At 44.9% G+C, this 19575-nt stretch carries 13 protein-coding genes and 4 tRNA genes; 12 read left to right on the top strand and 5 right to left on the bottom strand.

Annotated features, from left to right (window positions below; translation table 11 throughout):
- Positions 1 to 299 precede the first annotated feature (299 nt).
- On the top strand, positions 300 to 1889 hold the full coding sequence (locus RTS10_RS05765; protein ID WP_219330814.1) for an isocitrate lyase: 1590 nt from the start codon (positions 300 to 302) through the stop codon (positions 1887 to 1889).
- Between the two features lie 99 nt (positions 1890 to 1988).
- On the opposite strand, the gene RTS10_RS05760 is transcribed toward RTS10_RS05765, so the two are convergent.
- The 4 genes from RTS10_RS05760 to RTS10_RS05745 all read right to left on the bottom strand — a co-directional run bounded on the left by RTS10_RS05760 (position 1989) and on the right by RTS10_RS05745 (position 8336).
- Positions 1989 to 3089, bottom strand: a complete 1101-nt coding sequence (locus tag RTS10_RS05760) for a potassium channel family protein (protein WP_312539581.1) — start codon at positions 3087 to 3089, stop codon at positions 1989 to 1991.
- A gap of 396 nt (positions 3090 to 3485) precedes the next feature.
- Positions 3486 to 4019, bottom strand: coding sequence for a chalcone isomerase family protein (locus RTS10_RS05755; protein WP_219330816.1), 534 nt, complete (start codon positions 4017 to 4019; stop codon positions 3486 to 3488).
- Positions 4020 to 4236: 217 nt separating this feature from the next.
- The gene (gene uvrA, locus RTS10_RS05750) at positions 4237 to 7191 is read right to left on the bottom strand and encodes an excinuclease ABC subunit UvrA (RefSeq protein WP_239741525.1); all 2955 of its coding nucleotides are present in this window, start codon (positions 7189 to 7191) and stop codon (positions 4237 to 4239) included.
- Between the two features lie 131 nt (positions 7192 to 7322).
- Positions 7323 to 8336, bottom strand: a complete 1014-nt coding sequence (locus RTS10_RS05745) for a DUF2971 domain-containing protein (RefSeq protein WP_312539579.1) — start codon at positions 8334 to 8336, stop codon at positions 7323 to 7325.
- A 146-nt stretch (positions 8337 to 8482) separates the two neighbouring features.
- Here RTS10_RS05745 and RTS10_RS05740 point away from each other — a divergent pair, with 146 nt between their 5' ends.
- The 3 genes from RTS10_RS05740 (at position 8483) to ssb (ending at position 11805) form a co-directional block, all read left to right on the top strand.
- Positions 8483 to 9472, top strand: coding sequence for a hypothetical protein (locus RTS10_RS05740; protein ID WP_312539577.1), 990 nt, complete (start codon positions 8483 to 8485; stop codon positions 9470 to 9472).
- Between the two features lie 180 nt (positions 9473 to 9652).
- The gene (locus RTS10_RS05735) at positions 9653 to 11017 is read left to right on the top strand and encodes an MFS transporter (RefSeq protein ID WP_312539737.1); all 1365 of its coding nucleotides are present in this window, start codon (positions 9653 to 9655) and stop codon (positions 11015 to 11017) included.
- Positions 11018 to 11154: 137 nt separating this feature from the next.
- Positions 11155 to 11805 (top strand): single-stranded DNA-binding protein, encoded by a 651-nt coding sequence (gene ssb / locus RTS10_RS05730; protein WP_312539576.1) that lies wholly within the window; start codon positions 11155 to 11157, stop codon positions 11803 to 11805.
- Between the two features lie 136 nt (positions 11806 to 11941).
- On the opposite strand, the gene RTS10_RS05725 is transcribed toward ssb, so the two are convergent.
- Positions 11942 to 12982 carry an NADP(H)-dependent aldo-keto reductase gene (locus RTS10_RS05725; RefSeq protein WP_312539575.1) on the bottom strand — a complete coding sequence of 347 codons (1041 nt, stop codon included), beginning with the start codon at positions 12980 to 12982 and terminating at the stop codon, positions 11942 to 11944.
- 385 nt (positions 12983 to 13367) lie between these two features.
- Between RTS10_RS05725 and gspN the strand changes: the two genes are divergently transcribed.
- From gspN to RTS10_RS05685, 8 genes are all read left to right on the top strand, one after another.
- Positions 13368 to 14192, top strand: coding sequence for a type II secretion system protein N (gspN, locus tag RTS10_RS05720; RefSeq protein WP_312539573.1), 825 nt, complete (start codon positions 13368 to 13370; stop codon positions 14190 to 14192).
- A gap of 22 nt (positions 14193 to 14214) precedes the next feature.
- Complete coding sequence (locus RTS10_RS05715) at positions 14215 to 15228, top strand: type II secretion system protein N (protein ID WP_312539572.1); 1014 nt, start codon at positions 14215 to 14217, stop codon at positions 15226 to 15228.
- Positions 15229 to 15311: 83 nt separating this feature from the next.
- Entirely contained in the window at positions 15312 to 17753 is a 2442-nt protein-coding gene (gspD, locus tag RTS10_RS05710; RefSeq protein WP_312539571.1) for a type II secretion system secretin GspD, read from the top strand.
- Between the two features lie 63 nt (positions 17754 to 17816).
- Positions 17817 to 18668 (top strand): FHA domain-containing protein, encoded by an 852-nt coding sequence (locus tag RTS10_RS05705; RefSeq protein ID WP_312383940.1) that lies wholly within the window; start codon positions 17817 to 17819, stop codon positions 18666 to 18668.
- A 151-nt stretch (positions 18669 to 18819) separates the two neighbouring features.
- Positions 18820 to 18895, top strand: a tRNA-Thr gene (locus RTS10_RS05700).
- 43 nt (positions 18896 to 18938) lie between these two features.
- Positions 18939 to 19022 (top strand) — tRNA-Tyr (locus RTS10_RS05695).
- Between the two features lie 75 nt (positions 19023 to 19097).
- Positions 19098 to 19171, top strand: a tRNA-Gly gene (locus tag RTS10_RS05690).
- 20 nt (positions 19172 to 19191) lie between these two features.
- Positions 19192 to 19266 (top strand) — tRNA-Thr (locus tag RTS10_RS05685).
- Positions 19267 to 19575 lie beyond the last annotated feature (309 nt).

The following is a 19575-nucleotide window of genomic DNA, read 5'->3' as shown; positions in this document are numbered from 1 at the left end:
TTATGAATTAAAGGGTATAGTGCATTCATTCCATTATTTAAGCCAACTTAAAGCTTTATGAGTGCCAAAATAGAATTCTTAATTTTAACAGACTATTTAATATCACTGTAAAAAATATCACGTATTTTGTTAAAAAAATTGTTAGACTATTTTGGAGATTTAGTTTGTGTCTTAAACATTATTCATATTTTCGGTGTTTAATGCTCGCTAAATATTGGCTTATTAAGACTTTTACTTTTATTACAACACAACAATCATCCTAAGTTTTTTTATCCCACCGTCCTCAACAGGAGACTGCTATGTCAACTTACGTTTCAGCGATTGACCATATCCGCGAACTAAAAGCCAAATATGGTAACTGGAAAAACATCAGCGAAAATGATGCTGCGCGTTTGGTTATCCAAAACCGTTTCAAAACAGGTTTAGAAATCGCTCAATACACTGCCGACATCATGCGTCGTGATATGGCAGCTTATGATGCTGACAAATCAAAATACACCCAATCTCTTGGTGCGTGGCATGGCTTTATCGGTCAACAAACCATGTATGCGGTAAAAAAATACTTCGGTACTACTGAACGTAAATATATCTACCTTTCAGGTTGGATGGTTGCTGCCCTTCGCTCAGAATTTGGTCCACTACCTGACCAATCTATGCACGAAAAAACCGCTGTGCCAAAATTAATCGAAGAAATCTACACTTTCTTACGTCAAGCGGACGAAAAAGTATTAAACGATTACTTCCGCGAATTAAATGCGGCGCAAGAAGCAGGTCAAGACACTAAAGCCATCTTAGACAAAATCAACAACTTTGAATCACACATCGTACCAATCATCGCTGACATCGACGCAGGTTTTGGTAACGAAGAAGCGACTTACTTGCTCACCAAACAAATGATCCAAGCAGGTGCTTGTGCTATCCAAGTTGAAAACCAAGTATCAGATGCTAAACAATGTGGTCACCAAGATGGTAAAGTCACCGTACCACACGAAGACTTCATCTCAAAACTTAACGCAATTCGTTATGCGTTCTTAGAGCTTGGCATTGACAACGGTATCATCGTTGCCCGTACTGACTCTGAAGGTGCATCATTAACGCAAAAACTTCCTGTGTCACGTGAGCCAGGCGACCTTGCTTCACAATACTTAGACTTTTTAGAAGTTGAAGAAGTGACGTTAGAAAATGCAAGCGAGTATGATGTTTTATTAAAACGTGATGGCAAATTGGTTCGCCCAACTCGTATGCCAAACGGCTTGTACTCATTCCGCGAAGGCACCAACATTGACCGCGTGGTACTTGACTGTGTGACTGCCCTTGAAAACGGTGCTGATCTACTATGGATTGAAACGCCAACACCAGACGTTGCGCACATCAAATCAATGACTGACCGTATCGCTGCGCAAGTGCCAGATGCTAAGCTTGTTTACAACAACAGCCCATCATTCAACTGGACGCTGAACTTCCGTAAACAAGTCATCGCAAAATGGGAAAAAGAAGGCAAAGACATCTCAGCTTATGACAAAGCAAACTTAATGTCTGCTGACTACGACAACACTGAGTTGAATACCGCTGCTGATGAGCTAGCGCGTACCTTCCAAGCTGATGCATCACGTGAAGCCTGTGTATTCCACCACTTGATTACCCTACCTACTTTCCACACGGCGGCATTAAGTACGCACCAGTTGGCAAAAGGTTACTTCGGTGATAAAGGTATGCTAGCTTACGTTGAAGAAGTACAACGTAAAGAACTTCGCGAAGGCGTTGCGGCAGTTAAACACCAAGCCATGGCAGGTTCTGACATCGGTGATGACCACAAAGAAATCTTCTCAGGTGAAATGGCACTTAAAGCAGGCGGCGCCAAAAACACTGCCAACCAGTTTGGTCACTAATTCTTCATTGACTGATTGAGTAAAAAAAACACCTCACGGTATGTGGGGTGTTTTTTTATGAGCCGATAAAATTAAATGGTCTGTATGATTTCTTGAAAGCTAGATAGTCTGCATAATTTCTTGATAGCGAAGTTGGAATTTTTTGATAAAATCAATGGTGGTCTGAATACCCATAAACAAAATAATATACGGGTTTAAACTATTTTCGTTCGACAGCTCAACCGCTTTATCACTTGGATATTCGCTGATAAGTAACATGTCTTGCTGGCGCTGGGCTTGGATATCCGCAAGCTGCTTTTCAAAATTCGGCTCTGCCAAAATATAGCTGCTAGAGTCATAGGATTTGATATCACTTAAATATTGAATACAAATCGACTCCAAATCTGCCCAGCGATAGGTTTCGGTTTCACGCACCAAATTCTCAATACTATTGACCAATTCATCCAAGGCTTGATAATAGTACCAAATCAACGGCTTGCGCGGGTCATCGGTCAAGCGTGCCGAGGCATTAAATAAGTGCTGTAAATTAGTAAATGCTAGCGTTTCGGGAATAGGCTCATGAATACCGATGAGCTGCTGAGGGACTTTGGCGTCAGGCGCCGCGGGCAAATCAGGTGAGCGGTTTAAATTAGCGCGACCCTCATGGTCAGATTGCGCCACTGGGGTTTGCTCTGATTCTATGCCCAGCAGTTGATTAACCCGGTTTAGATAAGTATTCATGTTAAGCGTAATCAAACTATCATGACTGTGCAGGCGCGCGAAGGCATAAGAGATTTCTTTTCTCGCTTCATAGGCGTCCATCAGATTACTCATGTTTTCTTCACGCTGATAAGTAATCGCATTTAAAAACAAACCTGCAGACACCACCCCAATGGTCGCTTCAATCATCACAAACGCCCGCGTAAAGGTATTGGTTGGGGTAATATCGCCAAACCCTGTGGTAGTGACCGTGATAGTACTAAAATACATGGCTTCCAAAAAGCCCACGTCTTCATGGTTAAACTGCATATTTGGCAAGGTACTGTACAAAAAGCCAAATAGCGGAATCAGCGTCAAATAGATAGTGCCATACACAGCAGGCGGCAACGAAAAAATATCATCGCGCACGATAGGTTTGGCAAGCTTATTGAGGGTAAAGGTTTGGGGGGTGTTACGGGTTGATATGATTGGTTTAGTGGGCTTTTGCGCAAGTGGTTTCATAAGCTGCCTAATTTTTTTTGCTTTAGACTAGCATACCCATTTAAAAAGAAACATAGTATTGTAGTAACCCCTGATGGACGACAGGATAAAGGGCTCAAAGCAAAAGTGCCACTATTGGGATAAAAATGAAAAAAGCCAACTTGCTTGTTATCGAATAAAAGAAAACAAAGAAAGTAAAGAAAGCTAGGCAGGTAAGGGATGAATGCCCATTTATGGGGTTGAATGACGCCAAGTATATCAATAATGCCGCTATTCATCTTTAAAATAGGGTTGTAATACATATAACCCTATTAAACCTAGCAAAAAAGTTACTGGCACTATCAACTAGCTAGATTAAATTCCCATACTTGATGGGAAGTCTAAAAATATGGGAAGTATAAAAATAGGCAGTCAATATTAGTGTTGACCGAGCAAATCCTTTTTCATCTCAAGTGAGATGGGATTATCGCCTAGCCAAGCACGAAGAATAGCTTGGTCAAAGCCTTCTTCTTTGATATAAGGAAGATCGCCAACCTCATCATAATTTAAGCGAACGCCATGCTCTGGCGAAAATTCAATCGTAAACATTGCCCCTTCTTTGATGGTGTTGGTTTTGAACAACTCACCAAACACGTCATCAATCACTGAGGCGATTTTTTGATATTCTTTTGCGCTACTATTCGCTCTGATGCCGTCTTTGAAGGCACTTTCCAGTAACGAGCCTTTGATATTGCGGCGAGACACCATGCGCAATTGCTTGGCATAACGTGAAGTAATGGCTGTTTCGGCATCTTCAGTCATTTCACCCAAGTATAGGGCAATATCATAGATACCAATCATAAATTTACTACGAATGCTCATACCATTTCGCACGCAGATTTGACCATCTAGTTTTAGGGTAGGGGGAAATAGGGTTTCAAGATCGTTGGTTTTTCCTTTAAATAAAATCATCCTAGCATCCTTATCGTTCCTTGACGTTTTTTTGTCCCTGGATAATGTCGCAATATCCTTATCTCGTTTCATTGTGTGAATATTGGGGCGAAATGTAAAGTATTATCAATGAACAGCAAGTCATAGAGCAATGATTGGTTAAAAAAGGGTTAGACGACAACGTACTAACCCTTATTGCTAAATTTATGCCTCCAACAAACCTACGCTGGTAACAAACTTAGGCTTGCAACATCGGCTTTAGAAAACGCCCTGTGTGTGAGCGCGCGTTTTGCGCTACCTCCTCAGGCGTGCCCTCAGCAATAATCTCACCACCGCCCGAACCGCCTTCAGGACCCAAATCCACAATCCAGTCGGCTGTCTTAATCACATCGAGATTATGCTCAATCACCACCACGGTATTGCCTCGGTCACGTAGCGTATGCAAGATGTCTAAGAGCTTGGCAATATCGTGGAAATGCAAACCTGTCGTCGGCTCATCGAGCACATACAAAGTCTGACCGGTATCACGTTTGGACAGCTCTTTGGCAAGTTTCACCCGTTGCGCCTCACCACCCGATAAGGTTGGTGCAGACTGACCCAAGCGAATATAACCCAAGCCGACTTCTTGTAGGGCTTGCAAACGCCGGTAAATTGCCGGAATCGCCTCAAAAAATTCTGCCGCATCTTCCACCGTCATATTGAGCACGTCATTGATATTTTTGCCCTTATAGGTGATTTCCAGGGTTTCACGGTTGTAGCGTTTGCCTTGACACGCATCGCAAGGCACATACATATCAGGCAAAAAGTGCATCTCAACCTTAATCAAACCATCGCCTTGGCAGGTTTCACAGCGCCCGCCTTTCACGTTGAAGCTAAAGCGCCCTGCTTGATAGCCACGAGCTTTGGACTCGGGTACTTGGGCGAATAGGTCACGAATCGGACTAAATACCCCCGTGTAAGTCGCAGGATTGGAGCGAGGGGTACGCCCAATCGGGCTTTGGTCGATATCGACGACTTTATCTAAATGTTCTAGCCCAGTGATACTGTCAAACTCTTCGGCAACATGCGTGGTAGCGTTATTGAGCTGTGTGGTCGCTAGTGGCAATAAGGTGCGGTTGATTAAGGTCGATTTACCCGAACCCGACACGCCTGTGATGGCTGTAAATACACCAATCGGCAAGTTTAAGGTCACGTTTTTAAGGTTGTTACCTTTTGCCCCTGTCAAGGTCAGCATCAAGGGTTTGGCTTCGACTTTACCTTTTTTGGCTTTTTCTTTTTTCTCGCTTTCCGCTTTTTTCGCTTGGTTTTTGGTTAACGGAATGGCGGAGTCTTGCATTTTTTCATATTTATCGTCATTGGCGATTTTGGCTCGGTGACGCACGGTTGGCACTGCGATTTTCTTTTTGCCCGATAAATATTGCCCCGTCAATGATTCGGGATTTTTGGCAATGTCTTTTGCCGTTCCTTCTGCAATGATACTGCCACCATGTACCCCAGCGCCCACGCCCACATCGATGATATGGTCGGCTAGGCGAATGGCATCTTCGTCATGCTCGACGACAATCACGGTATTGCCCAAATCTCTGAGCCGAGTCAACGTTTGCAGCAGTCGGTCATTGTCACGTTGGTGCAAGCCGATTGATGGCTCATCGAGTACATACATCACGCCCATCAAGCCTGCCCCGATTTGGCTAGCAAGGCGTATGCGCTGAGCTTCACCGCCCGATAGGGTTTCGGCAGAGCGGGCAAGGGTGAGATAATCCAAGCCCACACTCACCAAAAATTCCAACCGCTCACGGATTTCTTTGATGATTTTGGCGGCGATTTCGCCTTTTGCGCCCTCGAGTTTTAATTGCTCGTAATACGCCATTGCTTCGCCAATCGATAGCTTGACCATTTCGGCAACGGTACGGTCGCTGACTTCCACATGGCGAGCGATTTCGTTCAAGCGTGAGCCGTGACAGGCATCGCAGGTGGCATCGGCAAGGTATTTGGCAAGCTCGTCTCGCACGATGTTGCTTTGCGTAGTGCGGTAACGACGCTCCATATACGGCAACACCCCTTCAAATGGCACGGTTTTGGTGGACTTGCGCCCGCGTTCATCGACAAAGTTAAAAGTCATTTTGTCTTTACCAGAGCCATGTAAAATGACATCTTTGTGCTTTTTATCCAGTTGTTGCCACGGCGCTTCCATATCAATACCGTAATGCTCGGCAACGGTAGTCAGCAAGCCAAAATAATAGGCGTGGCGTTTATCCCAGCCTTGAATCGCCCCTTGGTTGAGCGATTTTTCAGGATGCCCGATGATTTTTTCAGCAGCGAAATATTGGCGTTTGCCCAAGCCATCACACACGGGGCACGCGCCATAGGGGTTATTAAAACTAAACAATTTTGGTTCAAGCTCAGCAACCGAGCGATCACAGACAGGGCAGCTATGTTTGGCGGACAAAATTTTATCTTCAAACTCAGCGTCCATGTCATGCAAGATGGCAATGTCGCTACCGAGTCGTAAGGCGGTCTCCAAGCTTTCGGCAACCCGATTACCCAAGTCATCCCGCACTTTGAAGCGGTCAACCACCACATCAATGGTGTGTTTAAAGGTTTTGGCAAGCGGTGGCACATCGTCAATGTCATAAATCTCACCATCGACCCGCAGCCGCACAAAGCCTTGCCCTTTTAGCTGTTCCATCAACTGGATATGCTCGCCTTTGCGGTCATCGACGACGCGCGCGAGAATCATCAACTTGGTATCTTCGGGCAATGCCATGACGGTATCGACCATTTCGGTGACGGTTTGCGCGACCATCGGCAGGTGGTGTTCTGGGCACATGGGCGTGCCAACACGGGCATACAGCAGACGCAAATAGTCATAAATCTCGGTAATCGTACCTACCGTGGAGCGGGGGTTATGGTTGGTGGATTTTTGCTCGATGGCGATGGCAGGTGACAGCCCTTCGATGCTATCGACTTCGGGCTTTTCCATTTGTGATAAAAACTGACGAGCGTACGCCGATAGGCTCTCGACGTAGCGGCGTTGTCCTTCGGCGTATAGGGTGTCAAAGGCTAGGCTAGACTTGCCCGAGCCTGATAATCCTGTGATGACGACGAGTTTGTCGCGGGGGATGTCGATGTCGATGTTTTTGAGATTGTGGGTGCGTGCGCCACGGATTTTGATTGCGTCGTGCTGTGCCATATTGAGCTTCTTATTGTGTGTTTTTGAGTGGGAAATTTGGGTAAAAAGATGGGGTTTTAATGGGGGAATTGGATGGGGGTTTCAAGTTATTTAATCTTGAAACTTTTTCTATAAATGCAACTTTTAAACCTTTATTTTCCTAAAATATTGTCTATCTCAGATAAAGTAAATCTCTTGACACTATTAACTAAAGGTTTATTTTTTTCTTGAAAATTTACAAAGATAATTGGATTATCCAATGTTGAATCCTTAGAGAAATCAATACATTCAATAACCTCACAATCGGGGTCTTTTTGCATTATTTCAGTGACTTTATGAAGATAAGGAATATGCTGTCTATATTCTTCTTTAATACCATTTTCATAAATCGCAAATTCTTCGATTTTTGCCAATTTACCCTTTGTCAATTTATCGTCATCAAATGGATTAATCATATCTACTGACGATAAATTGAATGAATTCTTAATTTTAGCAATTTCTTTAAAGGTAATATTTCTATTGGCTAATTCTTTCATTAGCAAATTCTTATTTTCAACCGAACAATTTTGTCCAAAATATATTGCTTTAATCGCACTTTGGCGGTGGTAGTTCTTTCCAACTACTGAGCTAATAATTCTAACTTCTTGCTCATTACTCCAGTCCTTATGTTTCGTACCAATAACTTTTTGCAGAAAAATCATATGGGAATTATTGTCTTTATTATTTAATTGCAAATCAGCTAGACTTAAATCTTGTGGTTCATCTAAATAATGAACATCAAATGAATGGTAGTAGCTCGGGTTTTTTGCTACTAAATCATCTAAATCATATTCAATGCAAAAGCCCTGATGACTATCAGCGTAAAGTGACCAAAGCGTATGTATGAAAGGTGATTTGCTTGTAGAAAATATGCCTTGACTAAGCAATGAATTTTTAACATTCTCGATACTTTGATGAAAGTCATCGAAATTTACTTTGGCTTTGGATAAGTCTGAGAGTAGCTTAAAAGCATTCAATTCTTCTTTTAATTTATTGTCTGTAAAAAATCCTTCACAGAGGTCATTCAGTCTTTCTCTAGGACTACACCAAAAAGAATTTTCGACTAAGCTATTAATATCTCTTTGTGTCGTTTCACTTGAAAATGTACGGTACTTAAAAACTTGCATAGGTTTTCCATAAAAAATTAAATTTGATTGTACCATTAAATTCTAAAACTTTTAAAAATCGAATAATCAAATGAAAGCAAACCTTGCTATACTTGATTAAATCAAGGAACTAGAAAATTTGTGACTGCAAAATTTGAGACAATAACATGGCAACGTTAACCCAAGAACAAACCGACTTCTTAAAAAGCCACCATATCCCAACGGACAAAACCTTTGACGCCAGCGGACTATCGAGCAAAGAATACAAAGCCAAAATGAAAGAAAACGGCGCGCTCGTTGCTTACGGTGTGCCGCCCTGTCCAAAAGGTCATACCCTCAAAAACAAACAAGCCAACTGCCTACAATGCAACCCCCAAGCCATCGCATCGCTCAAACGCCAAGCCACCCCAGGTGAGGTGTATATCGCCGTCTCACCCAGTCAGCTGCTTGCCAAAATCAGCCTCGTTGAAAACGCAAGCGATATCATCCAGCAATTAAATAGCGAAAATCATGCCGAAATCAATGATTGGGCATTAGCGATGACAGGTCGCACCGACTCCATCGGACAAATGGAAAACCACTTGCAGCAGCGCCTTGCCGATTACCAAGTACCCAGAAAACTCACTGCCGATGGCAAAACTACCAAAGCCTCGGGCGTGTACGACGTTGATGTGCATGATGCGCTTGAAGTAATAAATGAAATGCCTTTCACCTTAAGCGAAATTGATAACGCCGTGATGGATGATTTTCACGCCCGCTATAGCGATAAACAGCTCCGCGAGCAGCAGCAAGCTGAGCAGTTAGCCATCGAAGAAGCAGCACGTAAACAAGCAGAACTTGCCGAACAAGCGCGACAAAAACAGGCTAAGCTTGAAGAACAACGCCAACTACAACAACAAGCCAAACAGCAAAAATTGGCACAAAAACAACAACGCCAACAGCAACTTGACGCCAAAAAAGCGCAAAAACAGCAAAAAATCGCCACCCAAGTGAAGCATAGCCCGTTAGAGGGCGCGCTAGTGGCTACCCCAAAATCATCATCTATCAAGCAGTCACCGCGAGGATTTTTTGACAACCAAAAAAATGTGATGTGGCTGATGATTGCTATCGCAGTGATTTTAGCCATCATGGTAACCGCTTACGCAATGCTAAAATAATGGGGCTAAAACAATAAAGCCAAAATAATAAGGCTAAAATAATTTTTATTGCCAATAAATTCTCTGGGATAAAAATTAGGCATATAATAAGCCGTTTTTGGCAAAATTTTGTGAGCCACCATGTCAGTAAAATCAACGTCAGTAAAATCAACGTCGAGAAATATAAGTCATAACGCCTCCATGAATGCATCGGAAAAGAAAGCGATTGCAGGATTGGGCGGTATCTTTGCTTTGCGAATGCTCGGACTATTTATGATTGTGCCTGTGTTTGCAGTATATGGGACACAATATGCACACGCCACGCCGTTTTTGATTGGATTGGCGATCGGTATCTATGGTTTAGGGCAGGCGATTTTTCAGATTCCCATGAGTTTTTTGGCGGACAAATATCCGCGTAAACCGATTATCATTGCAGGGTTATTGGTGTTTGCGCTTGGGGGAGCGATTTGCGCCTTATCAACAGATATTTATATGGTGATATTGGGGCGTTTGATTGCAGGCAGTGGTGCGGTTTCAGCGGTAGTGATGGCACTGCTTGCGGATGTGACCCGTGAAGAGCATCGTACCAAAGCGATGGCAACCATGGGGCTGACCATTGCCATGTCGGTGATGGTCGCATTTGGGCTCGGTCCGATTTTGACGCATGTGCTCGATATCTCAGGCTTGTTTTGGGTGACAGTGGCGTCCGCGATTTTCGCCATTGGCTTACTGTGGATCGTGCCCACCCCAAATCGGGTGCTAAAGCACAATCTCAATAATCACTCAGTTAAAGCACAGTTTGCTGAAGTATTAAAAATTGGCGATATTAACCGGTTGCATTTGGCGATTTTTGCGCTGCATCTGTCAATGACAGCGATGTTTACCTTATTGCCGCACCAGTTTCATGATGTGCTCGGTTTGACGGTGGCGCAGCAAGGTTTTGTGTATTTGCCGCTACTATTATTGGGTTTTATCATTGCGGTTCCGCTGATTATCATCGCAGAAAAAAAACGGCAAATGCGCGCCGTGTTTTTGGCGTCTTTAGCGACCTTGGTGGCGGGATTGGTATTTTTGGCGGTGGCGAGTCAGACCATCGTGGGTTTAATTGTTGGGCTTGCGGTTTATTACATCGGCTTTAACAGCCTTGAGGCGACCATTCCGTCTTGGATTTCCAAACGCGCGCCCGTTGCCAACAAAGCGACAGCGATGGGTATTAACTCATCTGCACAGTTTTTGGGTGCTTTTGTGGGCGGTGCCATGGGCGGTATTTTGTTGACCAAACCGATGTGGTTGTCATGGACAGTGCTCGCCATCGTGACCGTCATTGCGCTATTGTTTATTCTGCCGATTGCATCCCCCCCGTATTTGACCAGCCTAACGATTACCCTGCCAACAGGTATTGACACAACTGCATGGTCACAGAAAATTTTGGCGATTGACGGTGTGGATGAGATAGTGATGATGCCAAAAGAAAACATTGCTTATCTCAAACTGGATAAAGAAAAATTGACCGATGACACGCGACAGCATTTGTCACATCTTACCGGTCAGACGCTAGCAATTTGATGCAAAGTTTAGTAAAGTAATGGCATTGTAGTTGCGCTAAATCCGCAAAGATTTGGCTAAAAATACTAGAAAACTATTAAGAAAGGCATCAAGAAAGTTATCAAAAAATTCATCAAAAAAGTTATCAAGGAAATTCTATGCGCGGCGTAAATAAAGTAATTATTGTAGGCAACCTTGGTTCAGATCCTGAAGTCAAACAATTTGCCAATGGCGGTAGCGTGACGCGTATCGCCGTGGCGACAAGTGAGCAGTGGAACGACAAACAAACAGGTGAGCGCCGTGAGCAAACCGAATGGCACCGTATTTCATTGTTTAATAAACTCGGTGAAATTGCAGCGCAATACCTGCGTAAAGGTAGCCAAGTCTATATCGAAGGTAGCCTTCGCACCAGTAAATACACCGATCAAAATGGCGTAGAGCGTTACGCCACAGAGATTCGTGCCGACCAAATGCAAATGCTTGGCACAGCAGGCGGCGTTCAAGGCGGTATTGCTAATAACAACACTGCCGGCACAACCTACCAAAACCAGCCCCAAGGTGGTTATAATCAAGTTGGCTACAACCAAGGTGGCAACCAAGCACCCAATCATTTTGGTGGCTATCCAAACCAAAATAATCCCCAAGCTGCGGCTCAAAATGCAGGATTTGGCAATAATCCATTTATGAATGGCAACCAAGCGCCACAAGGGGCAAATACAGGAAATAATCAGCCTGCCCAAAATCCCCAACAAAACCCAGCCATGGCAATGCCAAAACCAGGCGCAGTTGATGATGATATCCCATTCTAGACTTTAATTTTTACTAGGTTTAAAAAAAATCCTTGCACAGTCACACTGTCGCAAGGATTTTTTATGCCGTTTTTTCTGATAGTAGCCTGCTAGTGAGGTGCAAGATTTAAGGTACGAGGTTTAAGGGTTACAAGGTTTAAGGCGCAGGGTTCGGGTATAAGGTCTGCACCGCTTCAATATCAGCCAATACCTCTTGGGATAATACCAAGTCTACGGACGCGATATTGCTGGCTAGTTGCTGAGTGGTGGTTGCCCCAATGATGTTGGCAGTCACAAACGAGCGGCTATTGACAAACGCCAGTGCCATTTGTGCCATATCTAGATTATGTTTTTTGGCGACTTCGGCATAGGCTTGGGTGGCTTGCTGCGCTTGCGCATTCAAATAACGGGTAAAATGGCTATAAAGGCTCAAGCGACTATTGACAGGCTTGTTACCTCCCAAATATTTGCCTGATAACACCCCAAAGGCTAGCGGTGAATAGGCAAGTAGCCCAATTTGCTCGCGGTGACTGATTTCTGCCAGTCCCACTTCATACAAGCGATTGAGTAAACTATATGGATTTTGTATGGTGATAGGTCTAGCAAGCCCATGTTTATCGGCTTCTGCTAAGTAGCGCATGACGCCCCAGGGGGTATCATTGGATAGTCCATAAGCACGAATGCGACCTTTGGTGATTTCATCATTGAGTGCTTCGATGGTTTCCAAAAATGGCGTCAATTCTTTGGTGTCTTGCTGCGCCATACTTTCTGTATAGCCGCGTTGACCAAAAAAGTTGGTCTGACGCTCTGGCCAGTGTAGCTGATAAATATCGATATGGTCGGTTTGCAAACGCTGTAGATTGCTATCTAATGCCTCACGGATAGTTTTTTTATCAAACTTGGTATTGCCATCGCGCAAAAAGTCATTGCGAGAGATTTTACTCGCCAATACCACCTCATTTCGCTTGCCTGTCTTGGCAAACCAGCTACCCATAAAGCGCTCTGTATTACCCTGTTTGTCTTTATCAGGGGGTGACGGATACATCTCAGCGGTATCCCAAAAGTTCACACCTTGGGCAAGGGCATAATCCATTTGTTCATGGGCATCCGGCTCGCTGTTTTGCTGTCCCCAGGTCATGGTGCCTAAGCAAATTTTGGAGACGCTATCGCCCAGTTGTGGCAATGTATCAAATTGCATGCTATTTTCCTTGTGTTTTGCATTATAGTTTTAACCAGCTTAGTGAGGTGATTGTAGCAAACTCATGGTGATAAAGTCGGTTGCAAATTGTAGTAAGTGCGGCAGGTAGCCGCAATAAACAGTCCGCCCAAAACAAGCCTGACAAAATTTTGATTTTTTATGGATTGACATTACAACGCAATAAAAATCAGTTATGATAAAGCGTTTCATTTTAGTTAGAAAAATATTCGAGTGTTGGCGCAGAGTGGGTTCAAAATTTTGCGCTAATGGCAATTTTTATCCTGCATGAATTATTTGATTGTTGGTTAAGCTGCTTGTGGATTGTGTCACTTTATTGATGTCAAAAATATCGGTGTCAAAAATCATTGTAAAAAGGTATTCAAGTTTGGCAAATGTCAATTCATTACGTCCGACAAAACTATGGTGGCTGGTAGGTCTGGTTTTGCTTTGCTTAAGCTTGTTGATTCAGCTACCTGCAGCGTGGTTGCTGCAAAAATTTGCCCCAAACAACCCTTACTTGCAGCAAATATCCGGCAACCTTTGGCAAGGTCAAGCCAATTGGCAAATCAATGCACGCCCCAATACGCCGCTGGCGGGTAGTGTCGATTGGCGCTGGCAGCCGTGGCATTTATTGATGGGCAAACTGGGTCTAGCGGTCGATATCCGCTCTGGTAAAACCGACTTGCAAGGCGTGGTCAAATTCAATAAAACCAGCTGGCAAGCCAATGATTTTAATGGCAAAATCAGCCCTGATACATTGGCGCAGTTGGTCAGTTGGCAATTACCCGACACACCGATTACTATCAAAGAAGTGTCTATTGAAAAAAATAAGCAAGGCTATCAAACCGCCAAAGGCAGCATGAATTGGGCAGGCGGTGATTTGGGGTATCCCACAGGCGGCAAAACCTACCTGATTAAACTCCCCACCATGCAAGGCAACTTAAGCGCAGATAAAGCCAGTGTCCAGCCAGCAGCCAACGCCAATGGTATTAATAATAGCAACAAGGCAGCGCAAGGTAAAAGCTTGCATTTAGCCCTTACTACACCGCAAGCCGAGCGATTAGGGGATTTTTATCTTGACCAAGATAATATGCTCGATGTGTCATTGACCCAGCGGCTGCTCAAAAATATGCCAGCGTACCAAGGCAAAGGGGCTGATGACAGTGTGGTGGTATCCATTCGTCAGCCTTTGACCAGTATGGGTAATTAGAGACGTAGCGATGATAGCAGATATGATAAAAGCCACCCAGCGCACCTCGTTGAGCCGTAAAACAACGACTGGTAAATTTGTGCCGATGGCGGTGGTGGAAAAACTGTATCCTTGGTTGCTATTGGCAGCTATTTTTTGGTTGGTGTGGCAATTAAGCCAAGCGATTTGGCTATTGGTTGCCCCGCCCAAACCCCCCGCACTCACCCCAATCCCCTTGCAGACGAACTTGGTCGCACAATCTGCCAATAGCAATGCATTAGATTTTTTTGCTCAGCCAACTGCCCCGCAAGCGCCGGCAGCGACACCCCCAGATATTAAAGTGGTGGGCGTGACCATTGCCACCCCAGAGAGTCAATCGTATGCAATTTTGACCGCCAATGGTAAAACCTTAAGCTATCGTATCAACGACATGATTGATGGCAGTGGTTATAAATTGGTCAAAGTCGCAGCCGATTTTGTAATAGTGGCAGATGCCAGTGGTCAAACCAGTAAAGTGCCATTTGGGCAACCGTTTTTTCTTGACCAAAGCGAGGCTATCAGAGCCAAAGCGCAAGCCAACGGTGCAGCAGGCGTGGGCAACGGCTCAAATATGGGACAAACCCCCACACCGAGCTTAGGCGGAGCTGCGCCACAAGCGATTGGCGGCGCGCCAGTGGCTACAGGCGACCCCCATGATCGAGAGGATTCTGCGCCCAGTATGGCGACGTCAAATGGTGCCAATACCTCGCCAAGCGGTGCATCGTCAGCCATTGGTGGGGCGATTCAAGGGCTTCAGCAAAATGCATCAGGGTATCTAAGCCAAATGGGTGTGGCAGCGACAGGGCAGGGCTATTTGGTGACCGACGCCATGTCCGCAGGACTAAAAAACCGATTGGGGCTACAAACAGGGGATAAAGTCCTCTCCGTCAATGGACAAAACGTGGGTCAAAACCCAACACAAGATGCCCAGCTACTACGTCAAGTACAACAAGCAGGACAAGCGCAAATCCAAGTTCAGCGCGGCGACCAAGTCGTGACAGTACGCCAGTCATTTTGATAAAAGATAGTAAAAAGTTACAGACGTCATCGCTACGTGAGACACAAGTCGGTGACATGCGTTAAAAATTGATAAGGTAAATTATGAAATACCCAACCATGCTAAAGCCACTATTTTTGAGCACGACACTGGCTATGAGTATCAGTTTGCTTAGCAGTGGTCTGTCAGCTGCGCATGCAGCCACTGGCTATAAAGTGCATTTGCAAGACGCTGATATCAAGGCGTTTATCGACCAAATTGCTACCATCACGCAAAAGAACTTTGTGCTAGACCCACGCATTAATGGCAATGTGACGGTAATTTCAAACAAACCCTTATCCCGTCAAGAAGTGTATGACTTGTTTTTAGCCGTGATGAAAGTCAATGGTATTGTAGCGATTGATCGCGGGCTGACCACAGAGCTGGTCCCTGATACCGTTGCCAAGCAAGCAGGGGTGGACGTGGATTTGCGCGGTAATACCGCAGGTAGCCAAATGGCGACCCGCATCTATTATCTCACCAATACCAATGCCAATGATATCTTAAACGTCATCCGTCCGATGATGCCGCCGTATGCCAATGCCGCTGTGGTGCCAAATGTCAATGCGATTATCCTCTCTGACCGCGCCGACAGCCTCAATCAATACGCAAAATTGATTAGCGATCTTGATAGCAATATGAATGATAAGCTGACCATTATTCCGCTGCGTCATGTGGATGCCAAGCGCATGATGGATTTATTAAGCTCACTGACAGGTACGGGCGGTGGTACAGCGCCAGCTGCTACGGGTCAATCAGGGCAACCTGCTGTGGCATCAACCGGTGGCAGCCTGATCAATATCATTGCCGACCCGATTTCTGATAGGCTGCTCGTCAAAGGTAGTGCCGAGATGACAGCCAAAGTACAGCGAATGGTAGAGCAGTTAGACACCGTACCGACGCAACGTCTCAGTGGTCTTCGCGTGTTTCGTTTAAAATATGCCAGTGCCACCCATATTGCAGAAATGCTACGCGGACTGCTTGCCTATCAATCTATCAATAGCTCAGGTGACCAAACCACCTTGCAAGCAAGCTCAATGTTTCAATCTAGTAGCGATACCAGTAATAATAGCGCAGCGACCACCACCAATACCGCAGTGTCACCGACAGGCTCACCGCTAAATACCTCGTCCACCAGCAACACAACGACTGCGCAAAACAACGGCTATCAAGGTAGACCTTTTAGCATTATCGCTGACCAAACCCAAAACTCCGTCATCGTCAATGCCAACCCAGAGTTAATGGTAGAAATCGAAAACGCTATTAATGAGCTAGATACCCGCCGTGACCAAGTGTTGATTCAAGCAGCAATTATGGAAATCTCAGGCAATGATACCCAACAACTTGGCGTGCAATGGGCAATGGGCAACGCCAACAGCGGCGTAGGGGTGATTAACTTTAATAATATCGGTGCATCCGCAGTAGGTCTGGCATCTGAGATATTAAGCAAAACCCCAGGTACGGCGGCAGCATCGGTGGCAGGCGCGCTGTTGGGGATTGGCAATAGTAAAACCGATAGTAACGGTAATCGTGAGTTTTATGGTGCGATTTTGCAAGCCATCAATAAAACCAACAATGCCAATCTGTTATCCATGCCCTCTATTTTGACGTTGGATAACGAAAAAGCCAATATTTTGGTAGGGCAGAACGTGCCATTTGTGACCGGCTCTTATACCACGGCAAGTAACTCATCAACCACGCCGTTTCAAACCGTGAGCCGTCAGGATGTCGGTATCAATCTTAATGTCATTCCGCATATTGGCGATAATGGTTCAGTGCGACTTGAGATTTCGCAGGAAGTGTCCTCCATTGTCGATGGCACCCTCAATAACGTGAGCGGTGTCGTCACCAACAAGAATTTAATCAAAACCACCATTTTAGCGGATAACCAACAAACCGTGGCATTGGGTGGTTTGATGCGTGATAACAGCACCTATGGTCAGCAAAAAGTCCCAGGATTGGGTGATGCGCCGATTATTGGTAATTTATTTCGCTCAAAAAGCAAAAACTCGGACAAAACCAATCTGATTGTATTTTTACAGCCGACCATTTTGCGAAATGGTAGCGCGGTGGCAAGCGTGACAGAAAAAAGCTTAGACGGTATTCGTACCATGCAACTGGTAATTGACAAAAACGGTACGCTCAAACAAATCCCACTTAATATCAATGCCATGTTCCCCAATACCAACAGGGTGCAAAATGGCATCAAATTGCCAACAGACGACTTGGTTACCCCAGCCGCGCAAAGTTTATCAAACACGCCAAGAGTGTATGCCAATGGTGTCGATATCGTCACGCCGGCGTCATCAAACGTGTCTCGCAAAGGCAGTTCATCGACCACAACTGTCACTCGCCCAGCGAGCAACACCGTCACCCAATCTACCGTTACCCAATCTACCGTTACCCAATCTAAAGCGCAGACAGGGCAGGGCGCAAAGATGGCTCAAACGCCTGTGGTGATTGCGACCCCGCCTGCGGTGCAGACCATCACCGTGACAAATCCCTAAAAATGTCCCATAATGCCAAGCATAATGATACTATTAAATACCCCTTAGGAGTAGGAGACTTGCATGGATAATCAGCAAACTAATGCAGTAAATACGATGAACCTCACCGACAACTCGCAAGGCACTTCATGGCAACTCATTGGACTGTCACCAGCGTTGGCGGATTTAACCATAGATATTGATAAAAGCTTAAGCATCGGGCGTAGCGATAGCAATGATTTGGTATTAGCAACCTCACAAATCTCTCGCCAACACGCCAAGATTAACCGTATTGGTGAGCAGCTGTATGTGCAAGACTTAGGCTCAAGCAATGGTACCTTTATCAATGGTGAGCGTATCGCTACAGACGCCCATGCTTTGCAAGCCACCGATGAACTTGCCTTTGCTGACTTGGTATTTTTGGTAGTAAATGCCCCAGTCGACGCACTGGATGATGATAGTTTTCTCGGTAGTTTACAAGATATTGAGAATTTCACACCCACCACTGACATTCATACCCAAACTGAATCGACTGCATCGGTTGAGCCCATATCACCGAACGCTGCATCCAACGCCTCGCCTGTGATAGATGTCGTTACCACGCAAGATTTTTTACCTAGCGAGCAGATGAGCAACACTCACGTCGAAAAATCCGTACCTTCTACACCGACAACAGTGGATGTAGCAAGCGTTGATAACTCACCATCGCCGCTACTCAATACGCCGGCTCAGACGCCTGTCGTCACTGAGGCAATACCATCACAGCCCGTTGTCCCATCCGTTCAGGTCTCAGCCGTTCAGCCAGCGCAACCATCGCCAGTTAGTACAGTAGAAGCTGATGCAATCAAACCTGCAGCAAAGAAAAACGCCACAGTCGCGATAATAATCGTGGTAATTATTGCGCTGATTATTGCATCCGTGTTGTTGATGTATTAGCGTTTAGGTAGCAAATAAGCGGTGCACAGCGCCTAAAATGGGGATTTGAATCATTAAATTTACGTTTTAGCAAAAAAAATGAAAAAAAACTAAAAAAACGCTTGCAAGATTAAAAATATTTGCTAAAATGCTCACCACTTTCAAGCGATACGCCGGCTTAGCTCAGTTGGTAGAGCAACTGACTTGTAATCAGTAGGTCGCCAGTTCGACTCCGGCAGCCGGCACCATCCTTTAACACATCGTGTTAAGCGTACCTTGAAAGACAACTATGGTGGGGTTCCCGAGCGGTCAAAGGGGACGGACTGTAAATCCGTTGCGAGAGCTTCGAAGGTTCGAATCCTTCCCCCACCACCATTTGCCTGCTATTGTTATCTGAATATTCCCTAATCACGTTAACAGTAAGTCCAGTATGCTTGGGCGGGTCGCATTGCGGGTGTAGTTTAGTGGTAGAACTTCAGCCTTCCAAGCTGATCGTGCGGGTTCGATTCCCGCCACCCGCTCCATTATTCTAAACCAAAGTTTTGCTCATATAGCTCAGAGGTAGAGCACTCCCTTGGTAAGGGAGAGGTCCCGAGTTCAACTCTCGGTATGAGCTCCAGTTTTATAGAAAATACATTGAGATAAACCAAAAAATAGTTGAGGCAGCACAGATGTGTTGCCTTTTGTTTTAGCAATAACAAAAAAGTTTACCCATAAAGATGAAGGCTATGGAAAAAACTTGAAATTTATGTTAAATTTGCTATTTTAGTGACCTAGCAACACTCAAATTGGCAACACCAGCACTGGCAATACAGATACACCAGTTGGTTTATAGCTTTGAGCTAGGGTATTGCTAACAGTTTAACAATGATCAGAGGATTAAATTATGGCAAAGGCCAAGTTTGAACGTACTAAACCACACGTTAAC

Source organism: Moraxella sp. CTOTU47616 (genome assembly GCF_032017465.1).
Taxonomy (GTDB): Bacteria; Pseudomonadota; Gammaproteobacteria; order Pseudomonadales; family Moraxellaceae; genus Faucicola; species Faucicola tetraodonis.
This window is presented reverse-complemented; position numbering and strand designations above follow the sequence as displayed.